Annotated in this window: 15 protein-coding genes; 7 read left to right on the top strand and 8 right to left on the bottom strand. The window is 61.3% G+C overall.

The genetic code is table 11. The features are described 5' to 3' along the window. Nucleotides 1–664: 664 nt before the first annotated feature. Nucleotides 665–2,569 (bottom strand): propionyl-CoA synthetase, encoded by a 1,905-nt coding sequence (locus V9T28_RS05160; protein WP_116401481.1) that lies wholly within the window; start codon nucleotides 2,567–2,569, stop codon nucleotides 665–667. Between the two features lie 127 nt (nucleotides 2,570–2,696). Here V9T28_RS05160 and V9T28_RS05155 point away from each other — a divergent pair, with 127 nt between their 5' ends. After that, entirely contained in the window at nucleotides 2,697–3,452 is a 756-nt protein-coding gene (locus tag V9T28_RS05155) for a sulfite exporter TauE/SafE family protein (RefSeq protein WP_116401480.1), read from the top strand. 15 nt (nucleotides 3,453–3,467) lie between these two features. Here V9T28_RS05155 and V9T28_RS05150 read toward each other — a convergent pair whose 3' ends face one another. Beyond that, complete coding sequence (locus V9T28_RS05150; protein WP_116401479.1) at nucleotides 3,468–3,944, bottom strand: Lrp/AsnC family transcriptional regulator; 477 nt, start codon at nucleotides 3,942–3,944, stop codon at nucleotides 3,468–3,470. 141 nt (nucleotides 3,945–4,085) lie between these two features. On the opposite strand from V9T28_RS05150, the gene V9T28_RS05145 reads away from it, so the two are divergent. Continuing rightward, nucleotides 4,086–5,105: a 1-aminocyclopropane-1-carboxylate deaminase gene (locus tag V9T28_RS05145; protein ID WP_116401478.1), complete on the top strand. Its 1,020-nt coding sequence runs from the start codon at nucleotides 4,086–4,088 to the stop codon at nucleotides 5,103–5,105. 11 nt (nucleotides 5,106–5,116) lie between these two features. Here V9T28_RS05145 and V9T28_RS05140 read toward each other — a convergent pair whose 3' ends face one another. Further along, complete coding sequence (locus tag V9T28_RS05140; protein ID WP_116401477.1) at nucleotides 5,117–5,908, bottom strand: SDR family NAD(P)-dependent oxidoreductase; 792 nt, start codon at nucleotides 5,906–5,908, stop codon at nucleotides 5,117–5,119. Nucleotides 5,909–6,299: 391 nt separating this feature from the next. Between V9T28_RS05140 and V9T28_RS05135 the strand changes: the two genes are divergently transcribed. Together V9T28_RS05135 and V9T28_RS05130 are read left to right on the top strand one after the other, a co-directional pair. Further along, nucleotides 6,300–7,109 carry a L,D-transpeptidase gene (locus tag V9T28_RS05135; protein ID WP_245424136.1) on the top strand — a complete coding sequence of 270 codons (810 nt, stop codon included), beginning with the start codon at nucleotides 6,300–6,302 and terminating at the stop codon, nucleotides 7,107–7,109. A 702-nt stretch (nucleotides 7,110–7,811) separates the two neighbouring features. Continuing rightward, nucleotides 7,812–8,297, top strand: a complete 486-nt coding sequence (locus V9T28_RS05130; RefSeq protein ID WP_116401475.1) for a hypothetical protein — start codon at nucleotides 7,812–7,814, stop codon at nucleotides 8,295–8,297. Between the two features lie 96 nt (nucleotides 8,298–8,393). On the opposite strand, the gene fba is transcribed toward V9T28_RS05130, so the two are convergent. The 4 genes from fba to tkt form a co-directional block, all read right to left on the bottom strand. Then, nucleotides 8,394–9,461 carry a class II fructose-bisphosphate aldolase gene (gene fba, locus V9T28_RS05125; protein WP_116401474.1) on the bottom strand — a complete coding sequence of 356 codons (1,068 nt, stop codon included), beginning with the start codon at nucleotides 9,459–9,461 and terminating at the stop codon, nucleotides 8,394–8,396. Between the two features lie 195 nt (nucleotides 9,462–9,656). Beyond that, on the bottom strand, nucleotides 9,657–10,850 hold the full coding sequence (locus tag V9T28_RS05120; RefSeq protein WP_116401473.1) for a phosphoglycerate kinase: 1,194 nt from the start codon (nucleotides 10,848–10,850) through the stop codon (nucleotides 9,657–9,659). A 121-nt stretch (nucleotides 10,851–10,971) separates the two neighbouring features. Then, nucleotides 10,972–11,979, bottom strand: a complete 1,008-nt coding sequence (gap, locus tag V9T28_RS05115) for a type I glyceraldehyde-3-phosphate dehydrogenase (RefSeq protein WP_116401472.1) — start codon at nucleotides 11,977–11,979, stop codon at nucleotides 10,972–10,974. A gap of 40 nt (nucleotides 11,980–12,019) precedes the next feature. After that, complete coding sequence (gene tkt, locus V9T28_RS05110) at nucleotides 12,020–14,002, bottom strand: transketolase (RefSeq protein WP_245424135.1); 1,983 nt, start codon at nucleotides 14,000–14,002, stop codon at nucleotides 12,020–12,022. A gap of 230 nt (nucleotides 14,003–14,232) precedes the next feature. On the opposite strand from tkt, the gene V9T28_RS05105 reads away from it, so the two are divergent. Further along, a complete protein-coding gene (locus V9T28_RS05105; RefSeq protein WP_116401471.1) occupies nucleotides 14,233–14,523 on the top strand; it encodes a DUF4164 domain-containing protein in 291 nt (96 codons plus the stop codon). Between the two features lie 2 nt (nucleotides 14,524–14,525). Next, nucleotides 14,526–14,894, top strand: a complete 369-nt coding sequence (locus tag V9T28_RS05100; protein ID WP_116401470.1) for a cell division protein ZapA — start codon at nucleotides 14,526–14,528, stop codon at nucleotides 14,892–14,894. Between the two features lie 15 nt (nucleotides 14,895–14,909). Here the strand turns inward: V9T28_RS05100 and V9T28_RS05095 are convergent, their stop codons facing one another. Continuing rightward, on the bottom strand, nucleotides 14,910–15,047 hold the full coding sequence (locus V9T28_RS05095; RefSeq protein WP_116401469.1) for an aa3-type cytochrome c oxidase subunit IV: 138 nt from the start codon (nucleotides 15,045–15,047) through the stop codon (nucleotides 14,910–14,912). 226 nt (nucleotides 15,048–15,273) lie between these two features. On the opposite strand from V9T28_RS05095, the gene phhA reads away from it, so the two are divergent. Continuing rightward, nucleotides 15,274–16,149 carry a phenylalanine 4-monooxygenase gene (gene phhA / locus V9T28_RS05090; RefSeq protein WP_116401468.1) on the top strand — a complete coding sequence of 292 codons (876 nt, stop codon included), beginning with the start codon at nucleotides 15,274–15,276 and terminating at the stop codon, nucleotides 16,147–16,149. The last annotated feature ends 2 nt before the right edge of the window (nucleotides 16,150–16,151 follow it).

The following is a 16,151-nucleotide window of genomic DNA, read 5'->3' as shown; positions in this document are numbered from 1 at the left end:
ACACCGAAGGACTTACCACAATCTAACGGGTAACGACCAAACTTTGTTTGTCGCCGACGCAACGCGTGTCGAGCCAATCGATTATCTCGCTGTATCGCAGGACTGGATTGACGCGGCTTGGGCGGAGCCCTTGCTGTCTATCCCGTCTATCGCTGCGAAGGCCTTGCGAGATGATGGAGGCGACGTCGCTCAGGGGCGGTCCTGGCGCATGTTTTGCCTGTCGCCCACGCGCTTCTCTAAGTCTCCAAGGAGGTAAAGAGCAAAATGGCGGCCTCTGCGTCACCCCCGCCCCCCAACCGCCGCAACAAACCCACTCACATCCGTCACAATCGCATCGCCGACAAACCGCAGCGCCTCCATCGAGCGTCGCGCAGCCGCCACATCCCCGTGGCCGCAGGCGTCTTCGATGCCGATCTCCGTAGCGATGCTGCAGATCGCGAGAGCGCCAAGGCCTTCTCCCAGAGGGAGATGCGACTGGCTGAGCGGCAATGGCCAAGACGGCCAGTGCTGCGACGGCGTTTAGAGCTCACCCAGTCGATTGTCCCTCATCTGCCTCCCTTCGGTCGGCATCTTCTCCGGCACTGAACTCGGGCTTGCCCGAGTTCAGCATCTTAAACGCACAAACCGGGTATACCCGGTTTGTGATGCGGGAGAAGGGCGCGCTCTACTCCGATAAACCACGTCCCTTCAACGCATCCGTAATCTCACCAAGCACCGCCGGATCGTCGATTGTCGGCGGCATCGTCCACGCGTCGCCATCGGCGATTTTCTTCATCGTGCCGCGCAGGATCTTGCCCGAACGCGTTTTCGGCAGCCGGTTGACGGCGATGGCGATCTTGAACGACGCGACGGGGCCAATCCTGTCGCGCACCAAGGCCACGACTTCGCGTTCCACTTCGGCCGGCGGCTTGCGCACGCCGCTCTTGAGCACGACGAAACCGCACGGCGCTTCTCCCTTGAGCGGATCCTTGATGCCGATGACCGCGCATTCCGCCACATCCTGGTGCGACGCCAACACTTCCTCGATCCCGCCGGTGGAGAGGCGATGGCCCGCGACGTTGATGATGTCGTCGGTGCGGCCCATGATGTAGACATAGCCGTCCGCGTCGCGATACCCGGCATCGGCGGTTTTATAGAAACCGGGAAATTCGGAGAGATAGCTTTCGCGCATGCGCTCGTCCTGCTGCCACAAGGTCGGCAGGCATCCGGGCGGCAGCGGCAATTTCACGACGATGGAGCCCATGGTTCCGGCTGGAACCGGATGCGCCGCCTCATCCACCACCTGCACGTCATAGCCCGGGATCGGCACGCTGGCGCTGCCGGGCTTGATCGGCAACAATCCCATGCCGACCGGATTGCCCACCATCACCCAGCTCGTCTCGGTCTGCCACCAATTGTCGACGACCGGCACATTGAGCAGCCGCGAGGCCCAGGCGATCGTGTCCGGATCGGAGCGCTCGCCGGCGAGAAACAAGGTGCGCAAAGATGAAAGATCGTAGCGGCCGACATATTTGCCTTCCGGATCCTCCTTCTTGATGGCGCGGAAGGCGGTGGGCGCCGTGAACAGCGCGACCACTTTGTTTTCCTCGATAATCCGCCAGAACGTGCCCGGATCGGGCGTGCCGACCGGCTTACCCTCGAAGAGAATGGTCGTGCAGCCGTGCAGCAGCGGCGCGTAAACGGTGAGCGAGTGGCCGACCGCCCAGCCGATATCGGAGGCCGCCCAAAACGTCTCGTCGGATTTGACGCCGTAGAAATTCTGCATCGTCCATTTCTGCGCGACCATATGGCCGCCATTGTCGCGCACCACGCCCTTCGGCTTGCCGGTCGTGCCGGACGTATAGAGAATGTAGAGCGGATCGGTCGCCTTGAGCTCGACGCAGGGCGCCGTATGCGACGCCGCTTTGGCGGCGGCAACGCGGTCGGCCCAATTGTGGTCGCGCGCATGCAGCACCGCTTCCATTTGCGGGCGCTGATAAAGCAGCGTCGCATCGGGCTTGGCCGTGGCAAGACTGATCGCCTCGTCGAGCAGCGGTTTATAAGGCACGACGCGATTGGGTTCGATGCCGCAGGATGCTGTGAGAACGAGTTTGGGCGCGGCATCGTCGATGCGCGTGGCGAGCTCCCGCGACGCAAAGCCGCCGAACACCACGGAATGAACCGCGCCGATCCGCGCGCAGGCCAGCATGCCGAACACCGCTTCCGGAATCATCGGCATATAGATCAGGACACGGTCGCCCGTATCGACGCCAAGATCGCGCAGCACGGCGGCGAGGGTCGCGACCTCGTGCTGCAGTTCGGCATAGGTGATCTTGCGCTTCGCCCCGGTGACAGGACTGTCGTAGCTGATCGCGACGCGTGTGCCGAGGCCGTTGTTCACGTGCCGGTCGACGGCGTTCCAGCAGGTATTGCAGGTCGCATCGGGAAACCAATGGCCGTAGACGCCCGCCTCCGGATCGAAAATCCGGCTCGGCGGCTTGATCCAATCGATGTCTTTTGCCGCCGCGGCCCAGAAACCGATGGGATCGCGCTGCCACGCGGCATAGGTTTCTGCATAATGACTGGCCATCCATTCCTCCCGATATGCGCGCTGCTTACGGCAGCGTCGCATCCCCTATTGATTGCGCAAGAACGGTGTTTAAGGCAATCGTAGGCCATCAGAATTTTGACGCCCCCCGAACGGACATCGCCCATTCATGATCACCGATTGGCAATTCTATCTGCTCGCAGTTCCGGCGGTGATTTTGATGGGCGTGTCGAAGGGCGGGTTTTCCGGCCTGAGCGTGCTGTCGATGCCGCTCCTGTCCCTCGCCGTCTCCCCCGTCAAGGCGGCGGCGATCATGCTGCCGATCCTGATCATTCAGGACGTCGTCAGCGTCTGGGCCTATCGAAGCACGTGGGACCGGCGCAATCTTGCGATTCTGATCCCCGGCGCGCTCGCCGGCGTCATCCTCGGCTATGCGCTGGCGGCCAAGGTCCAGGACACTGAGGTCAAATTCGTCGTCGGGCTGATCGCGGCCGGATTCGTGATCTACACCTATTGGCGGCAGCGCATCGCCGGCGAACTCAAGCCGCATGCGGCCGACGTGCCGCGCGGCCTGTTCTGGGGCGGCCTCACCGGCTTCACCAGTTTCGTCGCCCATGCCGGCGCGCCGCCGTTCCAGGTCTATGTCATGCCGCAGCAACTGGCGCCGCAGATTTATGTCGGCACCAGCGTGATCTGCTTTGCCATCGTCAATTGGCTCAAGGTCCTGCCCTATCTGCTGCTCGGTCAATTCTCCCGCGAGAATCTGGAAACCTCCGGCGCGCTGTTTCCGATTGCCGTCGTCTCGACCCTCGCCGGTGTGTGGCTGGTGCGCCGCGTCGACGCGCAAAGCTTCTACACGGTGATTTACGTTCTCACCTTCGGCGTCGGCGTGTGGCTGATCGGCGAGAGCCTGTGGGCGATGTAAGGCCGCTCGGCGGCATCAGAACGGCAGGCGCGCATCGTCCTTGACCTCTTTCATCACGAAGAAGGTCCGCGTCTGCCGGACGCCCGGCAAGGCGATCAGTTTCTCCCCGTGCAGCTTGTTGAAGTCCGCCATGTCGCGGACGCGGATTTTCAGCAGGTAGTCGAAGTCGCCGGCTACGAGATTGCATTCGAGCACATGTTTCAACTTGACCGCGGCGCCCTCGAAAGCGGCGAAACTTTCGGGCGTCGAGCGGTCGAGCACGACACCGACCATCACGAGCGCGCCGAAGCCAACCGAGGCCGGCGCGATTTCCGCCCGGAAGCCGGTTATAAAACCCTCGTCGAACAGGCGTTGCGTGCGCCTGTGGCAGGTGGCGGGACTGACGTTCACGCGTTCGGCCAGTTCGGCATTCGTCAATCGTCCATCGGACTGTAGGGCGCGGAGGATATTGAGGTCGATGCGATCAAGATCCGTTGTGGAAGATTCTTTCATCTATCGCCTTTTTGACGAGATAATATCCACATAACTCTAATTCTTATCGGTCTCGAAGGAAATATTACAGCCGAAATTAGAGAGCACCTTTCTCGCCTTTTCGGCTAATTTCCCTTCGCGAAATCTCACGGAGCCGGCCCGATGTCCCTCTTGAAAAAATTCGAACGCTACCCGCTCACCTTTGGCCCGACGCCCATCGAACATCTGCCGCGGCTCACGGAAGCGCTCGGCGGCAAGGTGCAGATCTATGCCAAGCGGGACGATTGCAATTCGGGCCTCGCCATGGGCGGCAACAAGCTCAGGAAGCTCGAATATATCGTGCCGGACGCCATCGCTTCGGGCGCCGACACGCTGGTTTCCATCGGCGGCGTTCAGTCCAATCACACCCGCATGGTTGCGGCGACCGCCGCCAAGATCGGCATGAAATGCGTCGTCATCCAGGAGAAATGGGTGCCGCATTACGATGCGGTCTACGACCGCGTCGGCAATATCCTGATGACCCGCCTGATGGGCGCGGACAGCCGGCTTGTCGAGGACGGCTTCGACATCGGCATCCGCAAGAGCTGGGAGGATGCGATCCGGTCGGTCAAGGATGCCGGCGGCAAGCCTTATCCCATTCCCGCCGGCGCGTCGGTGCATAAATACGGCGCGCTCGGCTATATCGGCTTTGCCGAGGAAGTGGCGACGCAGGAGGAAGAGCTCGGCTTCAAATTCGACTACATCATCGTCTGCGTCGTCACCGGCTCGACCCAGGGCGGCATGATCGTCGGCTTCGCGGCACAGAACCGCGCAACCCAAGTGATTGGCATCGACGCTTCGGGTACGCTCGAGCAAACCCGGGCGCAGGTGCGCAGCATCGTGGACAATGCCGCGGAATTGGTTGGGCTCGGCCGCAAGATTCGCGAGGACGAGATCGTCATCAATCCGGACTATGCTTATCCGGCCTATGGCGTGCCATCGAATGAGACCAATGAAGCGATCCGCCTTGCCGCACGCACCGAAGCCATGATCACGGACCCGGTCTACGAAGGCAAATCGATGCAGGGCCTGATCGACCTCACCCGCAAGGGCTTTTTCCCTGAGGGCTCGAAAGTGCTCTACGCCCATCTCGGCGGTGCACCGGCGCTCAACGGCTACAGCTACTACTACCGCGAAGGCTGAAGCGTTCCGGTTCAGAACGCGCTCTTGATCACGCCGCCATCGACCCGCAAAGCGGCGCCGGTGGTCGCGGAGGCAAGCGGGCTGGCGATATAGGCGACCAGCGACCCCACTTCCTCGGTTGACGCGAAGCGCTTGATCAGCGAGGTCGGCCGCACGCGGGTGAAAAACTCGGTCTCGAAGTCTTCGAACGACTGCCCAGCGTCTTTCGCAAGCGCCTCGACGAAATCGCCGACGCCGCGCGAGCGCGTCGGTCCCGGCAAGACGCTATTCACCGTAATGCCGGTTCCGGCGACCGCTTCGGCGAGGCCGCGCGAGACGGCGAGCTGCGCGGTTTTCGTCATGCCGTAATGAATCATTTCCGCCGGGATCTGGACGGCGCTCTCGCTCGAAATGAAGATGATGCGGCCCCAATTCGCTTGCCGCATCGCCGGCAGGAACAAACGCGCCAGCCGCACGCCGCTCAGCACGTTCACGTCGAAGAATTTGAGCCAATCGGCATCCGGAATATCCTCGAACGGCTTCGGCTCGAAAATCCCCAGATTGTTGACGAGAATCTCGATGCCGGGATGAACCTTGGCGAGATCTTCGGCCACCGACGCGCGGCTCAGATCGCCGGCAAACCCATGCGCGACGCCATTCGTCTGGGCGCGGATCTGGTGCACGGCGGCATCCACCGCCGCTTCGGTGCGACCATTGACGATGACGCGCGCGCCTTCCTGCGCCAAAGCCGTGGCAATGGCGAGGCCGATGCCCGCCGTGCTGCCGCTGACCAAAGCAAGCTTGTTCTTCAATTTCAGATCCATGATCCAGCCCTTTCCCCGTCCGTAGGTATCATCGCATGAGTATAGGGCGCCGCGGAAAGAGCGGAATGCGCCGCTCCGCCAAAAAATCTCATGCCGCTATGGACAACCGGTTCGCCATACCCGCGACGCGGCTTTGGATCAAAATTCCAGGATGCTATCCCATTGGCAACACGAGCGTAGAATCGTAAATGCGGCCCGCGCAAATGCTTGACTGTGCAAATATCCTCCACCACTAAACTATGCATCATGGTCAATTCATCTGGCGCCCATGCCGCCAAGTTTTGACATTCATAACCCGTGGCGCTCGGACGCCGATCGGTTGAATATGTTCAATCGATCCGGATTTGTCGGCGCATAGAGGCTGCAAATGATGTTGACCCGGCGGTCGTTTTTGATCGGAACTCCCCTGTTGCTCGCGGGCTGCGCCAGCAATCGCTATGGCCAGCAAGCCTCGGTACCGGCGAACCCCGCCATCGACCCCTATTATCTCGCCATGTATGGCGAAATCGACGACGAGCGCTTTCCGGTTCCCGCAGTCGATTTGACGCAAATTGACCCGCAATATTTCCGGCAGGAAGTCGATTATTCCACCCATGAGCGGCCGGGCACCATCATCGTCGATCCGGCCGAATTTTTTGCCTTCTTTGTCTTGGGCAACGGCCGCGCGATCCGCTACGGCGTTGGCGTCGGGCGCGAGGAGGCCTTCAACTTCCGCGGCACGGCGACCATCGGGCGCAAGGAAGTATGGCCCGGCTGGACGCCGACCTCGGACATGGTCGCGCGCGAGCCGAAGCGCTACGGCCCCTATGCCAAGGGCCTTCCCGGCGGCCCCGACAGCCCGCTCGGCCCCCGCGCGCTTTACCTCTACCGCGATGGCCAGGACACCCATTACCGCCTGCACGGCAATTCCGAACCCTGGACGATCGGCACCAATGTCTCGTCCGGCTGTATCCGCTTTATTTACCAGGACATCATCGATCTCTACCGCCGCGTGCCCTTGGGAACCAAAGTGGTGGTCCTGACCACGAACGCGCCATCAGAGCCGCCGCAGGACGATAATGAGATGTATTCGGATGTCGCCGACCATAGGCGTCCGAGTCCCACCCGTCGGGTGCGTCCGAACCCGGACGATCAGATGTATCCGGATCCCGACGATCAAATGTATCCGGTATATCCAGCGTATCCAGGTCCCTACTATTAACCGTTGCGGTGATGGCGCGGCGGCGGGTTGCAGCAAATCGAGCCGCCGCGCTGAGCCAACAGCCCACACCGACAGACATTTGACAAAAGCCATAAAGAACATATAGTGAACGCTTTCGGGAGCGGGCATGGCTGGGACTTGGACGGCGGAACGGCGGGCAGCACAGGCAGAACGCGCTCGGACTTTGAAGCCATGGCTGAAAAGCACCGGCCCGAGGACCTCGGCCGGCAAGGCCAAGGCCGCCCGCAACGCGACCAAGACCGGCCTGCACACGCAGGCGTTTCGCGCCTGTCTGCGCGCTGCCCAGGCGTTGCTCCGAGAGAACCGGCAAACGCTCGCGGAATATGAGGCGCTGTGCCGGCGCGAGGCAAAATCGCAAAACAAAGTGAAACCGGCAAAGGACCGCGACCGTCCCGGTCGTAGGCCGGTAGAACGCCAGCAAAATGTGCAAAACAAACTGAAGACCTTTGGGCCGAAAGGCCGACCGTCCCGTGTGACGCGAAACGGCCTTCAACGACCGGCCTTGCAGCACATCGCAGGAATGTTGCGGGCTGGAAGCCCGCGGTCCCAGCGCCGCGGCCAACCCGCAATTTGTGAAAACAAACTGAAGCCGCCCATCTGGGACCGTGGCCACCCAGGCCGCCGCCGCTCAGAGCTGCGAAATATGCAAAACAAACTGAGACAGGCAATCGGGGGTAGAGCATGGAACTCGTCAAGGATCGCGCCTTCAAGGAAGACATCGCCGCCTTCGCAGGCCGCTGGCTCGAATATTCCATTTTCCTGCTTCAGCATGGAAACACCTTCATCCCGATGGGCATTTCGCAAAAGTCGAGCTTTTGGAGCGGCACGGCAGAAGACCGGCATTTTTTTGCGATGGAGCAGCTTGAAGATGGGGCGCAAGCGGCCATGCATTGGTTGGCCTTGCAGCACCACCGCGAACGGCGGGCGATCGTCGTGATCGATGGCTTCATCACGACGGCTGAAGGCAAGCGCGACGCGCTCATCGCGACCGCGATCGATTATAAGAAAGGCAATCCGGTCAGGGTCTTTTTGCCTTATCGCCCGGCGAGCGATCCACTGGGCTTACAAACCTATGAGCCGATCGTAGAACTGCCGGACGGCGCACGGCATGCCGATCACATACGGTCGACGCTGCGGAAGTTTTTAACCCCGCGGACAAGATTTTAGAGAATTTTGCGCGTTCTTTCAGAATAGCAAAATGCTCTCGTGTATTCTTGACCGCTTCGCCGCTCGCCGTCATTGCGAGCCCTCGCCGACTCGACCTTACCCGAATTTCGGATCGAGCTCACCCTTGGTATAGCGCTTCGCCATCTCGCTCGTGGGCAAGACTTTCTTGATCTTGCTCGCCTGCCCGGCGGTGCTGAATTCCTCGAAGCGCTGCTTGCACAGCTTGACCATCGCCTCTTGCGCCGGTTTCAAATATTTGCGCGGGTCGAACTCGCCCGGATTTTCCGTCAGGATCTTGCGGATCTGGCCAGTCAGCGCCATGCGGTTGTCGGTGTCGATATTTACCTTGCGCACGCCGTGCTTGATGCCGCGCTGGATCTCCTCAACCGGCACGCCCCAGGTTTGCGGCATCTTGCCGCCGTATTGATTGATGATGTCCTGCAGATCCTGCGGCACCGAGGACGAGCCGTGCATCACGAGATGCATATTCGGCAGGCGCTTGTGGATTTCCTCGATCACATTCATCGCGAGAATGTCGCCGTCGGGCTTGCGCGTGAATTTGTAGGCGCCGTGCGACGTGCCCATGGCGATCGCCAAGGCATCGACCTTGGTTTCGCGCACGAACTTCACCGCCTCTTCCGGATTGGTGAGCAACTGATCGTGGCTGAGCTTGCCCTCGGCGCCATGGCCGTCTTCCTTCTCGCCCTCGCCACTTTCAAGCGAGCCCAAAACGCCGAGTTCGCCTTCGACCGAAATGCCGCCAAGATGCGCCATATGGGTGACGTCCTTCGTGACGCCCACATTGTAAGTCCAATCCGCCGGCGTTTTGCCGTCTTCCTTGAGCGAACCGTCCATCATCACCGAGGTGAAGCCGGCCTGGATCGCCGTCATGCAGGTCGCAGCATTGTTGCCGTGGTCGAGATGCACGCAGATCGGAACCTGCGGATAGATTTCGGTGAGCGCATCCATCATGTGACGCAGCATGATGTCGTTGGCATATTGCCGCGCACCGCGCGAGGCTTGGATGATCACGGGCGCATCCACGGCATTGGCCGCCTCGCCGATCGCCAGCGCCTGTTCCATATTGTTGATATTGAACGCCGGCACGCCATAGCCAAATTCGGCAGCGTGATCGAGAAGCTGTCGTAAAGTAATGCGCGCCACTGAGCTCTCCCTGTCTTGAAAAATCGTGCCGCTTCGCGGTTCACGTTTTTCGCTTGTTTTCTTGTTCGTTATATGAAGATCCGCCTTCCTCTCGCCCAAACGGGCAAAAAAGCCGGATCTTCGTGGGATTCAATCACTTTCGCGACCGAATGCGCGATTAAGCCGCGTTCTCGGCCGCGGCGCAAATGAGCACCATCAGACATGCAGTGCGGTGACGCCCGGCAGATCCTTGCCCTCGAGCCATTCGAGGAACGCGCCGCCGGCAGTCGAAATATAGGTGAAACGATCCGCCGCGCCGGCCTGGTTGAGCGCTGCGACCGTATCGCCGCCGCCTGCGACCGAGAGCAGCTTGCCCTCCGCGGTAAGCCGCGCCGCGACCGCCGCGACGGCATTGGTGCCGGCGTCGAAAGGCTGCATTTCGAAGGCGCCGAAGGGACCATTCCAGACCAGCGTCTTGGCCTCGCCGAGTTTCGCCTCCGCCTGCACGACCGAGCGCGGGCCGATATCGAGGATCATGTCATCAGCGCCGACATGGTCGACATCCGTCACGTGCGAGGGCGCATGCGCCTTGAATTCTTTCGCGACCACGGCATCGAGCGGCAGCACGATCTCGCAACCGGCGCCCTTCGCCGTCTCAATGATGCTGCGTGCGGTGTCGAGCAAATCCTTCTCGCACAGCGACTTTCCGACCGCCTTGCCTTGCGCGGCGAGGAACGTATTGGCCATGCCGCCGCCGATGACGAGAATGTCGACCTTCTTCACGAGATTGCCGAGCAGCTCCAGCTTGCTCGACACTTTCGCGCCACCGACGACCGCCATGACCGGCCGCGCCGGCTGTTCGAGCGCCTTCGCGAGCGCCTCCAGTTCCGCTTGCATGGTGCGGCCCACATAGGCCGGCAGCACATGCGCGAGCCCTTCGGTCGAAGCATGCGCGCGGTGGGCGGCAGAGAACGCATCGTTCACGTAAACGTCGCCCAGCTTCGCAAGTTCCGCGACAAAGGCCGGGTCGTTCTTTTCCTCGCCCTTATGGAAGCGAGTGTTTTCGAGCAGCGCGACGTCTTCGTTCTTCATCGCATCAACGACAGCCGCAGCCTTCTCGCCGATGCAATCCTCGGCGAAGGCCACCGGACGATGCAGCATCTGCGACAATGCTGCGGCGACCGGACGCAGGGAATTGGCATCGTCCGGCCCGCCCTTCGGCCGGCCGAAATGCGCGAGCAGAATCACCTTGCCGTTCTTGTTCGCGATCTCGCGGATGGTCGGCAGCACACGTTCGATGCGCGTCGCGTCGCTCACCTTGCCGTTTTCCATGGGAACGTTGAGATCGACGCGCACGAGCACGCGCTTGCCGCTGAGGTTGACGTCGTCGAGAGTGCGAAAAGAAGCCATTGTCCCCATCCTGCAGGCGTTTTGTTGCGTCGCGCTTTTCTCGTCGGAAAGCCGGATGACTTCCGTGGAAAATGCTCTAAGAAAAACGGCGCCTGCTGTTGCAAGCGCCGCGTCATCGAAATCAGATCAGCTTGCCCATCGCAACCGCCGTATCGGACATGCGGTTGGAGAAGCCCCATTCGTTATCGTACCAGGAGAGGATGCGCACGAATGTGCCATCGATCACCTTGGTCTGATCCATGTGGAAGACCGAGGAATGCGGATCGTGGTTGAAATCGCTCGAGACGTTCGGATGGTTGGTGTAGCCAAGGATGCCCTTCAGCCGACCGTCGGCTGCCGCCTTGATCGCCTCGTTCACTTCTTCCTTGGTGGTCGCGCGCTTGGCGACGAACTTCAGGTCGACCACCGAGACATTCGGCGTCGGCACGCGGATCGAGGAGCCGTCGAGCTTACCCTTGAGTTCCGGCATCACGAGGCCGACGGCCTTGGCGGCGCCGGTCGTCGTCGGGATCATCGAGAGCGCCGCCGCGCGGCCGCGATAGAGATCCTTGTGGAGCGTATCCAGCGTCGGCTGGTCGCCGGTGTAGGAATGGATCGTGGTCATGAAGCCGTGGTCGATGCCGATGGCATCGTGCAGCACTTTGGCGACAGGCGTCAGGCAGTTCGTGGTGCACGACGCGTTCGAGACGACGAGGTGATCCTTCGTCAGCTTGTCGTCGTTGACACCGAACACGACCGTCAGGTCGGCGCCATCCGCCGGAGCCGAGACGAGGACGCGCTTCGCGCCTGCGGTCAAGTGGGCTGCAGCCTTGTCGCGCGCGGTGAAAATGCCTGTGCATTCGAGCGCAATGTCCACGCCCATCGCCGCATGCGGCAATTCAGCGGGATTGCGCACCGCCGTCACCTTGATCGGACCGCCGCCGAGGTTGATCGTGTCGCCGTCGACCTTCACCTCATGCGGGAATTTGCCATGTACCGAGTCGAAGCGCAGCAGATGCGCGTTCGTCTCGACCGGGCCAAGGTCGTTGATCGCCACGACCTCGATGTCCTTTCGGCCGGACTCGTAGATCGCGCGCAGCACATTGCGGCCGATACGCCCAAAGCCGTTAATTGCAACCTTTACTGCCATGACTTTCTCCTTTTCGATGGACCTGCGTTGCGCCGGCCCATCAGCCAATCTGCTTGAGTGCTTCTTCCACCACGGCTTGCGGCGTAATGCCGAAATGCTCGTACAGCGCCTTATAGGGGCCGCTGGCGCCAAAGCTCTTCATGCCGACGAAACCGCCCTTGTCGCCGATGATGTGATCCCAGCTCTGGCGGACCGCCGCTTCCACCGCGATGCGGACCGGCGCATCGCCGATCACCGACTGGCGATAGGCTTCGTCCTGCTGCTCGAACAGATCCATGCACGGCACGGACACGACGCGTGCGGCAATGCCCTTCTCGGCGAGCGCCTTCTGCGCATCGACGGCGATCGCGACTTCCGAGCCCGAAGCAAAGAGCGAGACTTGCGCCTTGCCATTGGCGGGAACGAGCTCATAGGCGCCCTTGCCGCTGAGGTTTTCGGCCACGAAGGTCTTGCGCTGCTGCGGCAGGTTTTGCCGCGTCAGGGCGAGGATCGACGGCGAATGGGCGGAGCGCAAAGCCAGCTCCCAGCATTCCAGCGTCTCGGTGTGATCGGCCGGACGGAAGACCAGGAGATTGGGAATGGCGCGCAAGGCCGCCAGATGCTCGACCGGCTGGTGGGTCGGGCCGTCTTCGCCGAGGCCGATCGAGTCATGGGTCATCACGTGAATGACACGGATGCCCATCAGCGCCGCGAGGCGGATGGCTGGGCGAGCGTAGTCGGTGAAGACCATGAAGGTCGCGTCGGACGGGATGAGCCCGCCATGCAGCGCGATGCCGTTGCACGCGGCGGCCATGCCATGTTCGCGAATGCCCCAATGGACATAGCGGCCGGCGAAATTTCCGGGCGAGATTTCCGGCGTCGCCGCGACCTTGGTGTTGTTCGACGGCGTCAAGTCGGCCGAGCCCGTCACCAGTTCGGGGACGACCGGAGCGAGCACCTTCAGCACCGCTTCGCCGGCCTTGCGGGTGGCGATTTCGGTGGCATCGCTCGCCAGCGCCTTCTTGGTCGCGAGCACCACGTCCGTGAGCGCCGCCGGCAGTTCGCCTTTCACACGGCGTTCGAATTCGGCGCGCTTGGCCGGATCGAGCGTGGCAAGCGCCGCCGCCCATTCCTTGTGATGACGCTGGCCGGCCTCGCCAGCCTTGCGCCAGGCACTCAGGATTTCGTCCGGCACGACGAAGGGCGGATAGGGCCAGCCGAGCTTCTCGCGCGCGCCGGCGACTTCCGCCGCGCCGGGTGCCTCGCCATGCGCCTTCGCGGTGCCTGCCTTGGTCGGCAAGCCAAAGCCGATGGTGGTGCGGCAGCCGATATAGCTCGGCTTGTCGGACGCCTGCGCATCGCGGATCGCCTGCAGGATCGCCTTCTGATCATGGCCGTCGATCCGCACCGCATTCCAACCGGCGGATTGGAAGCGCAGCACCTGATCGACCGAATTGGAGATCGAGAGCGGGCCGTCGATGGAAATGCCGTTGTCGTCGTGCATCACGATCAATTTCGACAAGCGCAGATGGCCGGCAATGGCGATGGATTCCTGACTGACGCCCTCCATCAGATCGCCGTCCGAGGCGAGCACATAGGTATAATGGTCGACGATAGAACCGAATTCCGCGTTCAGCATGCGCTCGGCGAGCGCCATGCCGACCGAGGTCGCGAGGCCCTGGCCGAGCGGCCCGGTGGTCGTCTCGACGCCCTTGGTGTGATGCACCTCTGGATGGCCCGGCGTGATCGAGCCAAGCTGACGGAATTGTTGCAGATCCTCGATGCTCATGCCGGTCGTCCCGGTCAGGTAGAGGATCGAATAGAGCAGCATCGAGCCGTGGCCCGCCGACAGCACGAAGCGATCGCGATTAGGCCAGGCCGGATCGGCCGGATCGTATTTCATCACCTGATTGAACAGGACGGTCGCGATGTCGGCTGCGCCCATCGGCAATCCGGGATGGCCCGATTTCGCCTTTTCAACGCCGTCGATCGAAAGGAAACGGATGGCGTTGGCCATCGAATCGGGGGTCACATCTACTGCCATAGGCTATTTCATCCCAAACTTGACCGACCAGCCGCGTGCGGCGAGTTGATCGTATTGAAGTGCCTGCGCTTGATACCACCTCACCTTGCCGAGTCAAAGTGCTTCGCTGTCGCAAGGCCGCTCCGGCAGGCGTCGGTCGAAACCTGCTGATTTTTTGGGCAAAAATCCGGGGAGATTGACTGACCGGCTGAGGTGGAGCTTAATGTTTCTTAAGGAAGTGCTTGATTCTCATGAAAACACCACTCCGCCTCGACGCTGCCTTGAAGCGCTTGTCCGCCGCCCTCGATCAACTCGAAGTCGCGGCCGAGCGCCGCGCGCGAGATGACGCGAACCGTGCCGACCTGTCGGAGGAGCTGGCGATCATGCAAGACGACCGCTCGCGTCTGGCGGTCGAATTGGATGCAGCGCTCGCGCGGACCAAAAGCCTTGAATCCGCCAACCAGGGGGTTTCCGACCGTTTGGAAAAAGCCTCCGCGACAATCCGGGCCGTTCTGGGGGCGGCAGATGGACAGGAGGACTAGATTTGGCACAAGTCACCGTCACCATCGCTGGGAAAATCTTTCGCATGGCCTGCGGCGACGGCGAGGAAGCTCATCTCGAGGGACTGGCCAAGAAGGTTGACGACAAGGTCTCGGAACTGCGGCAGGCTTTCGGTGAGATCGGCGACCAGCGCCTCACCATGATGGCGTCCATCGCGATTGCCGACGAAGCGAACGACGCCCAGCAGAAAATCGCCGAGCTGACGGCGGAACTCGCCAATCTCAAGCAGGAGCGGCAATTGCTCGCCAATACCGGCGACATTGCCATGACGACGGCCGCCGACGCGATCGACAACGCCGCGGCGCGGATCGAACATTTGGCGCAAGAGATGCGCAATTCCTCGAAGGCTTAAGACCGGCTCTCGCGCTTACGTGAATATCGCGAGGAAAATGAGCACCGCCAAAATACCGGCCGCCGACCACCAGATGATATGGACGAAGCGGTGATAAGTTTCCAGATGCTCGGAAAGCTCCGGCGATGCGGTCGATTCGTCAAACGGAAGCATATGGGCCTCCTGCAAAATGCGCCCCCCACACCTTGAAGAATAGTCTGCGTTTCAACGACTTTCAATGCTTCTCATGATCATTCAAAATGATACGCGGGCCTTATCCCGGACAATCTTTGCCTTCGGCTCGCAACAAGCGTATTTTGACCGTCAAAGGAGAGCGGCAACGCATCTGCGGCCGTTCGTTCAAGCGCATTTCGCGCTTTTGCCATAGGGAGTGAACGCGATGGCGGGTCACGCTGTTTTAACTGCACAGACTCTGGAAGATTGCCTGATCGATCAGGCTTGGGAACGCTACAGCGCCGACGATCACGCGACGTGGGGCACCTTGTACGAGCGCCAGTTGCGCGTGCTCGCGGGCCATGTGGCGCAGGAATATCTCGACGGGCTCGACATTCTGGGCCTGCGCGCCGAGACGATTCCGAATTTTGCCGAGATGAACAAGCGTTTGGGCGCCGCAACAGGCTGGGAAGTCGTCGCCGTGCCTGGACTCATTCCCTCGCGGCCGTTTTTCCAGATGCTGGCGAACCGGCGCTTTCCCGCCGGCACATTCATCCGCTCGCGCGAGCAACTCGACTATCTCGAGGAGCCGGATATTTTCCACGACGTCTTCGGCCACGTGCCGCTGCTGACCAATCCGGCCTATGCCGATTACATGCAGCAATATGGCCGCATCGGCCTCGAGGCGGTGGACAACAAGGGCGTGAAATTCCTGGCGCGGCTCAACTGGTACACGATCGAATTCGGCCTCATCCGCAAACCGCAAGGCATTCAGATTTACGGCGCCGGCATCGTCTCGTCTTTCGGCGAGGCCCAATATGCGACGCAGGATCCCTCCTCCAACCAGCTCGCGTTCCAATTGGAGCGGGTTTTGCGCACCGGCTATTATATCGACGATTTCCAGGCGACCTATTTCGTCATCGATCAATTCGCCGACCTGTTCAACCTGCTCAAGGACACCGCGTTCACACCACTTTACGCGAAGCTGCGCGCCTTGCCGGACCATTCGCCGTTCGAAATCCTAAGCGAAGATCACGTCATCCGCCGCGGCACAGGCGATTATTGGCGCGACTTTCCCACGACGAAGGGCAAGCTGAAATAAAG

It is taken from the genome of Methylovirgula sp. 4M-Z18 (assembly GCF_037890675.1).
Taxonomy (GTDB): domain Bacteria; phylum Pseudomonadota; class Alphaproteobacteria; order Rhizobiales; family Beijerinckiaceae; genus 4M-Z18.
Note: the sequence above shows the minus strand (reverse complement) of the source record. Positions and strands in the feature narration are given on the sequence as shown.

What these genes read in the sequence shown, in the direction of transcription:
- V9T28_RS05160 (WP_116401481.1), bottom strand. Translation starts at nt 2,569, where the DNA reads ATGGCCAGTCATTATGCAGAAACCTATGCCGCGTGGCAGCGCGATCCC.
- V9T28_RS05155 (WP_116401480.1), top strand. Translation starts at nt 2,697, where the DNA reads ATGATCACCGATTGGCAATTCTATCTGCTCGCAGTTCCGGCGGTGATT.
- V9T28_RS05150 (WP_116401479.1), bottom strand. Translation starts at nt 3,944, where the DNA reads ATGAAAGAATCTTCCACAACGGATCTTGATCGCATCGACCTCAATATC.
- V9T28_RS05145 (WP_116401478.1), top strand. Translation starts at nt 4,086, where the DNA reads ATGTCCCTCTTGAAAAAATTCGAACGCTACCCGCTCACCTTTGGCCCG.
- V9T28_RS05140 (WP_116401477.1), bottom strand. Translation starts at nt 5,908, where the DNA reads ATGGATCTGAAATTGAAGAACAAGCTTGCTTTGGTCAGCGGCAGCACG.
- V9T28_RS05130 (WP_116401475.1), top strand. Translation starts at nt 7,812, where the DNA reads ATGGAACTCGTCAAGGATCGCGCCTTCAAGGAAGACATCGCCGCCTTC.
- V9T28_RS05120 (WP_116401473.1), bottom strand. Translation starts at nt 10,850, where the DNA reads ATGGCTTCTTTTCGCACTCTCGACGACGTCAACCTCAGCGGCAAGCGC.
- gap (WP_116401472.1), bottom strand. Translation starts at nt 11,979, where the DNA reads ATGGCAGTAAAGGTTGCAATTAACGGCTTTGGGCGTATCGGCCGCAAT.
- tkt (WP_245424135.1), bottom strand. Translation starts at nt 14,002, where the DNA reads ATGGCAGTAGATGTGACCCCCGATTCGATGGCCAACGCCATCCGTTTC.
- V9T28_RS05105 (WP_116401471.1), top strand. Translation starts at nt 14,233, where the DNA reads ATGAAAACACCACTCCGCCTCGACGCTGCCTTGAAGCGCTTGTCCGCC.
- V9T28_RS05095 (WP_116401469.1), bottom strand. Translation starts at nt 15,047, where the DNA reads ATGCTTCCGTTTGACGAATCGACCGCATCGCCGGAGCTTTCCGAGCAT.
- phhA (WP_116401468.1), top strand. Translation starts at nt 15,274, where the DNA reads ATGGCGGGTCACGCTGTTTTAACTGCACAGACTCTGGAAGATTGCCTG.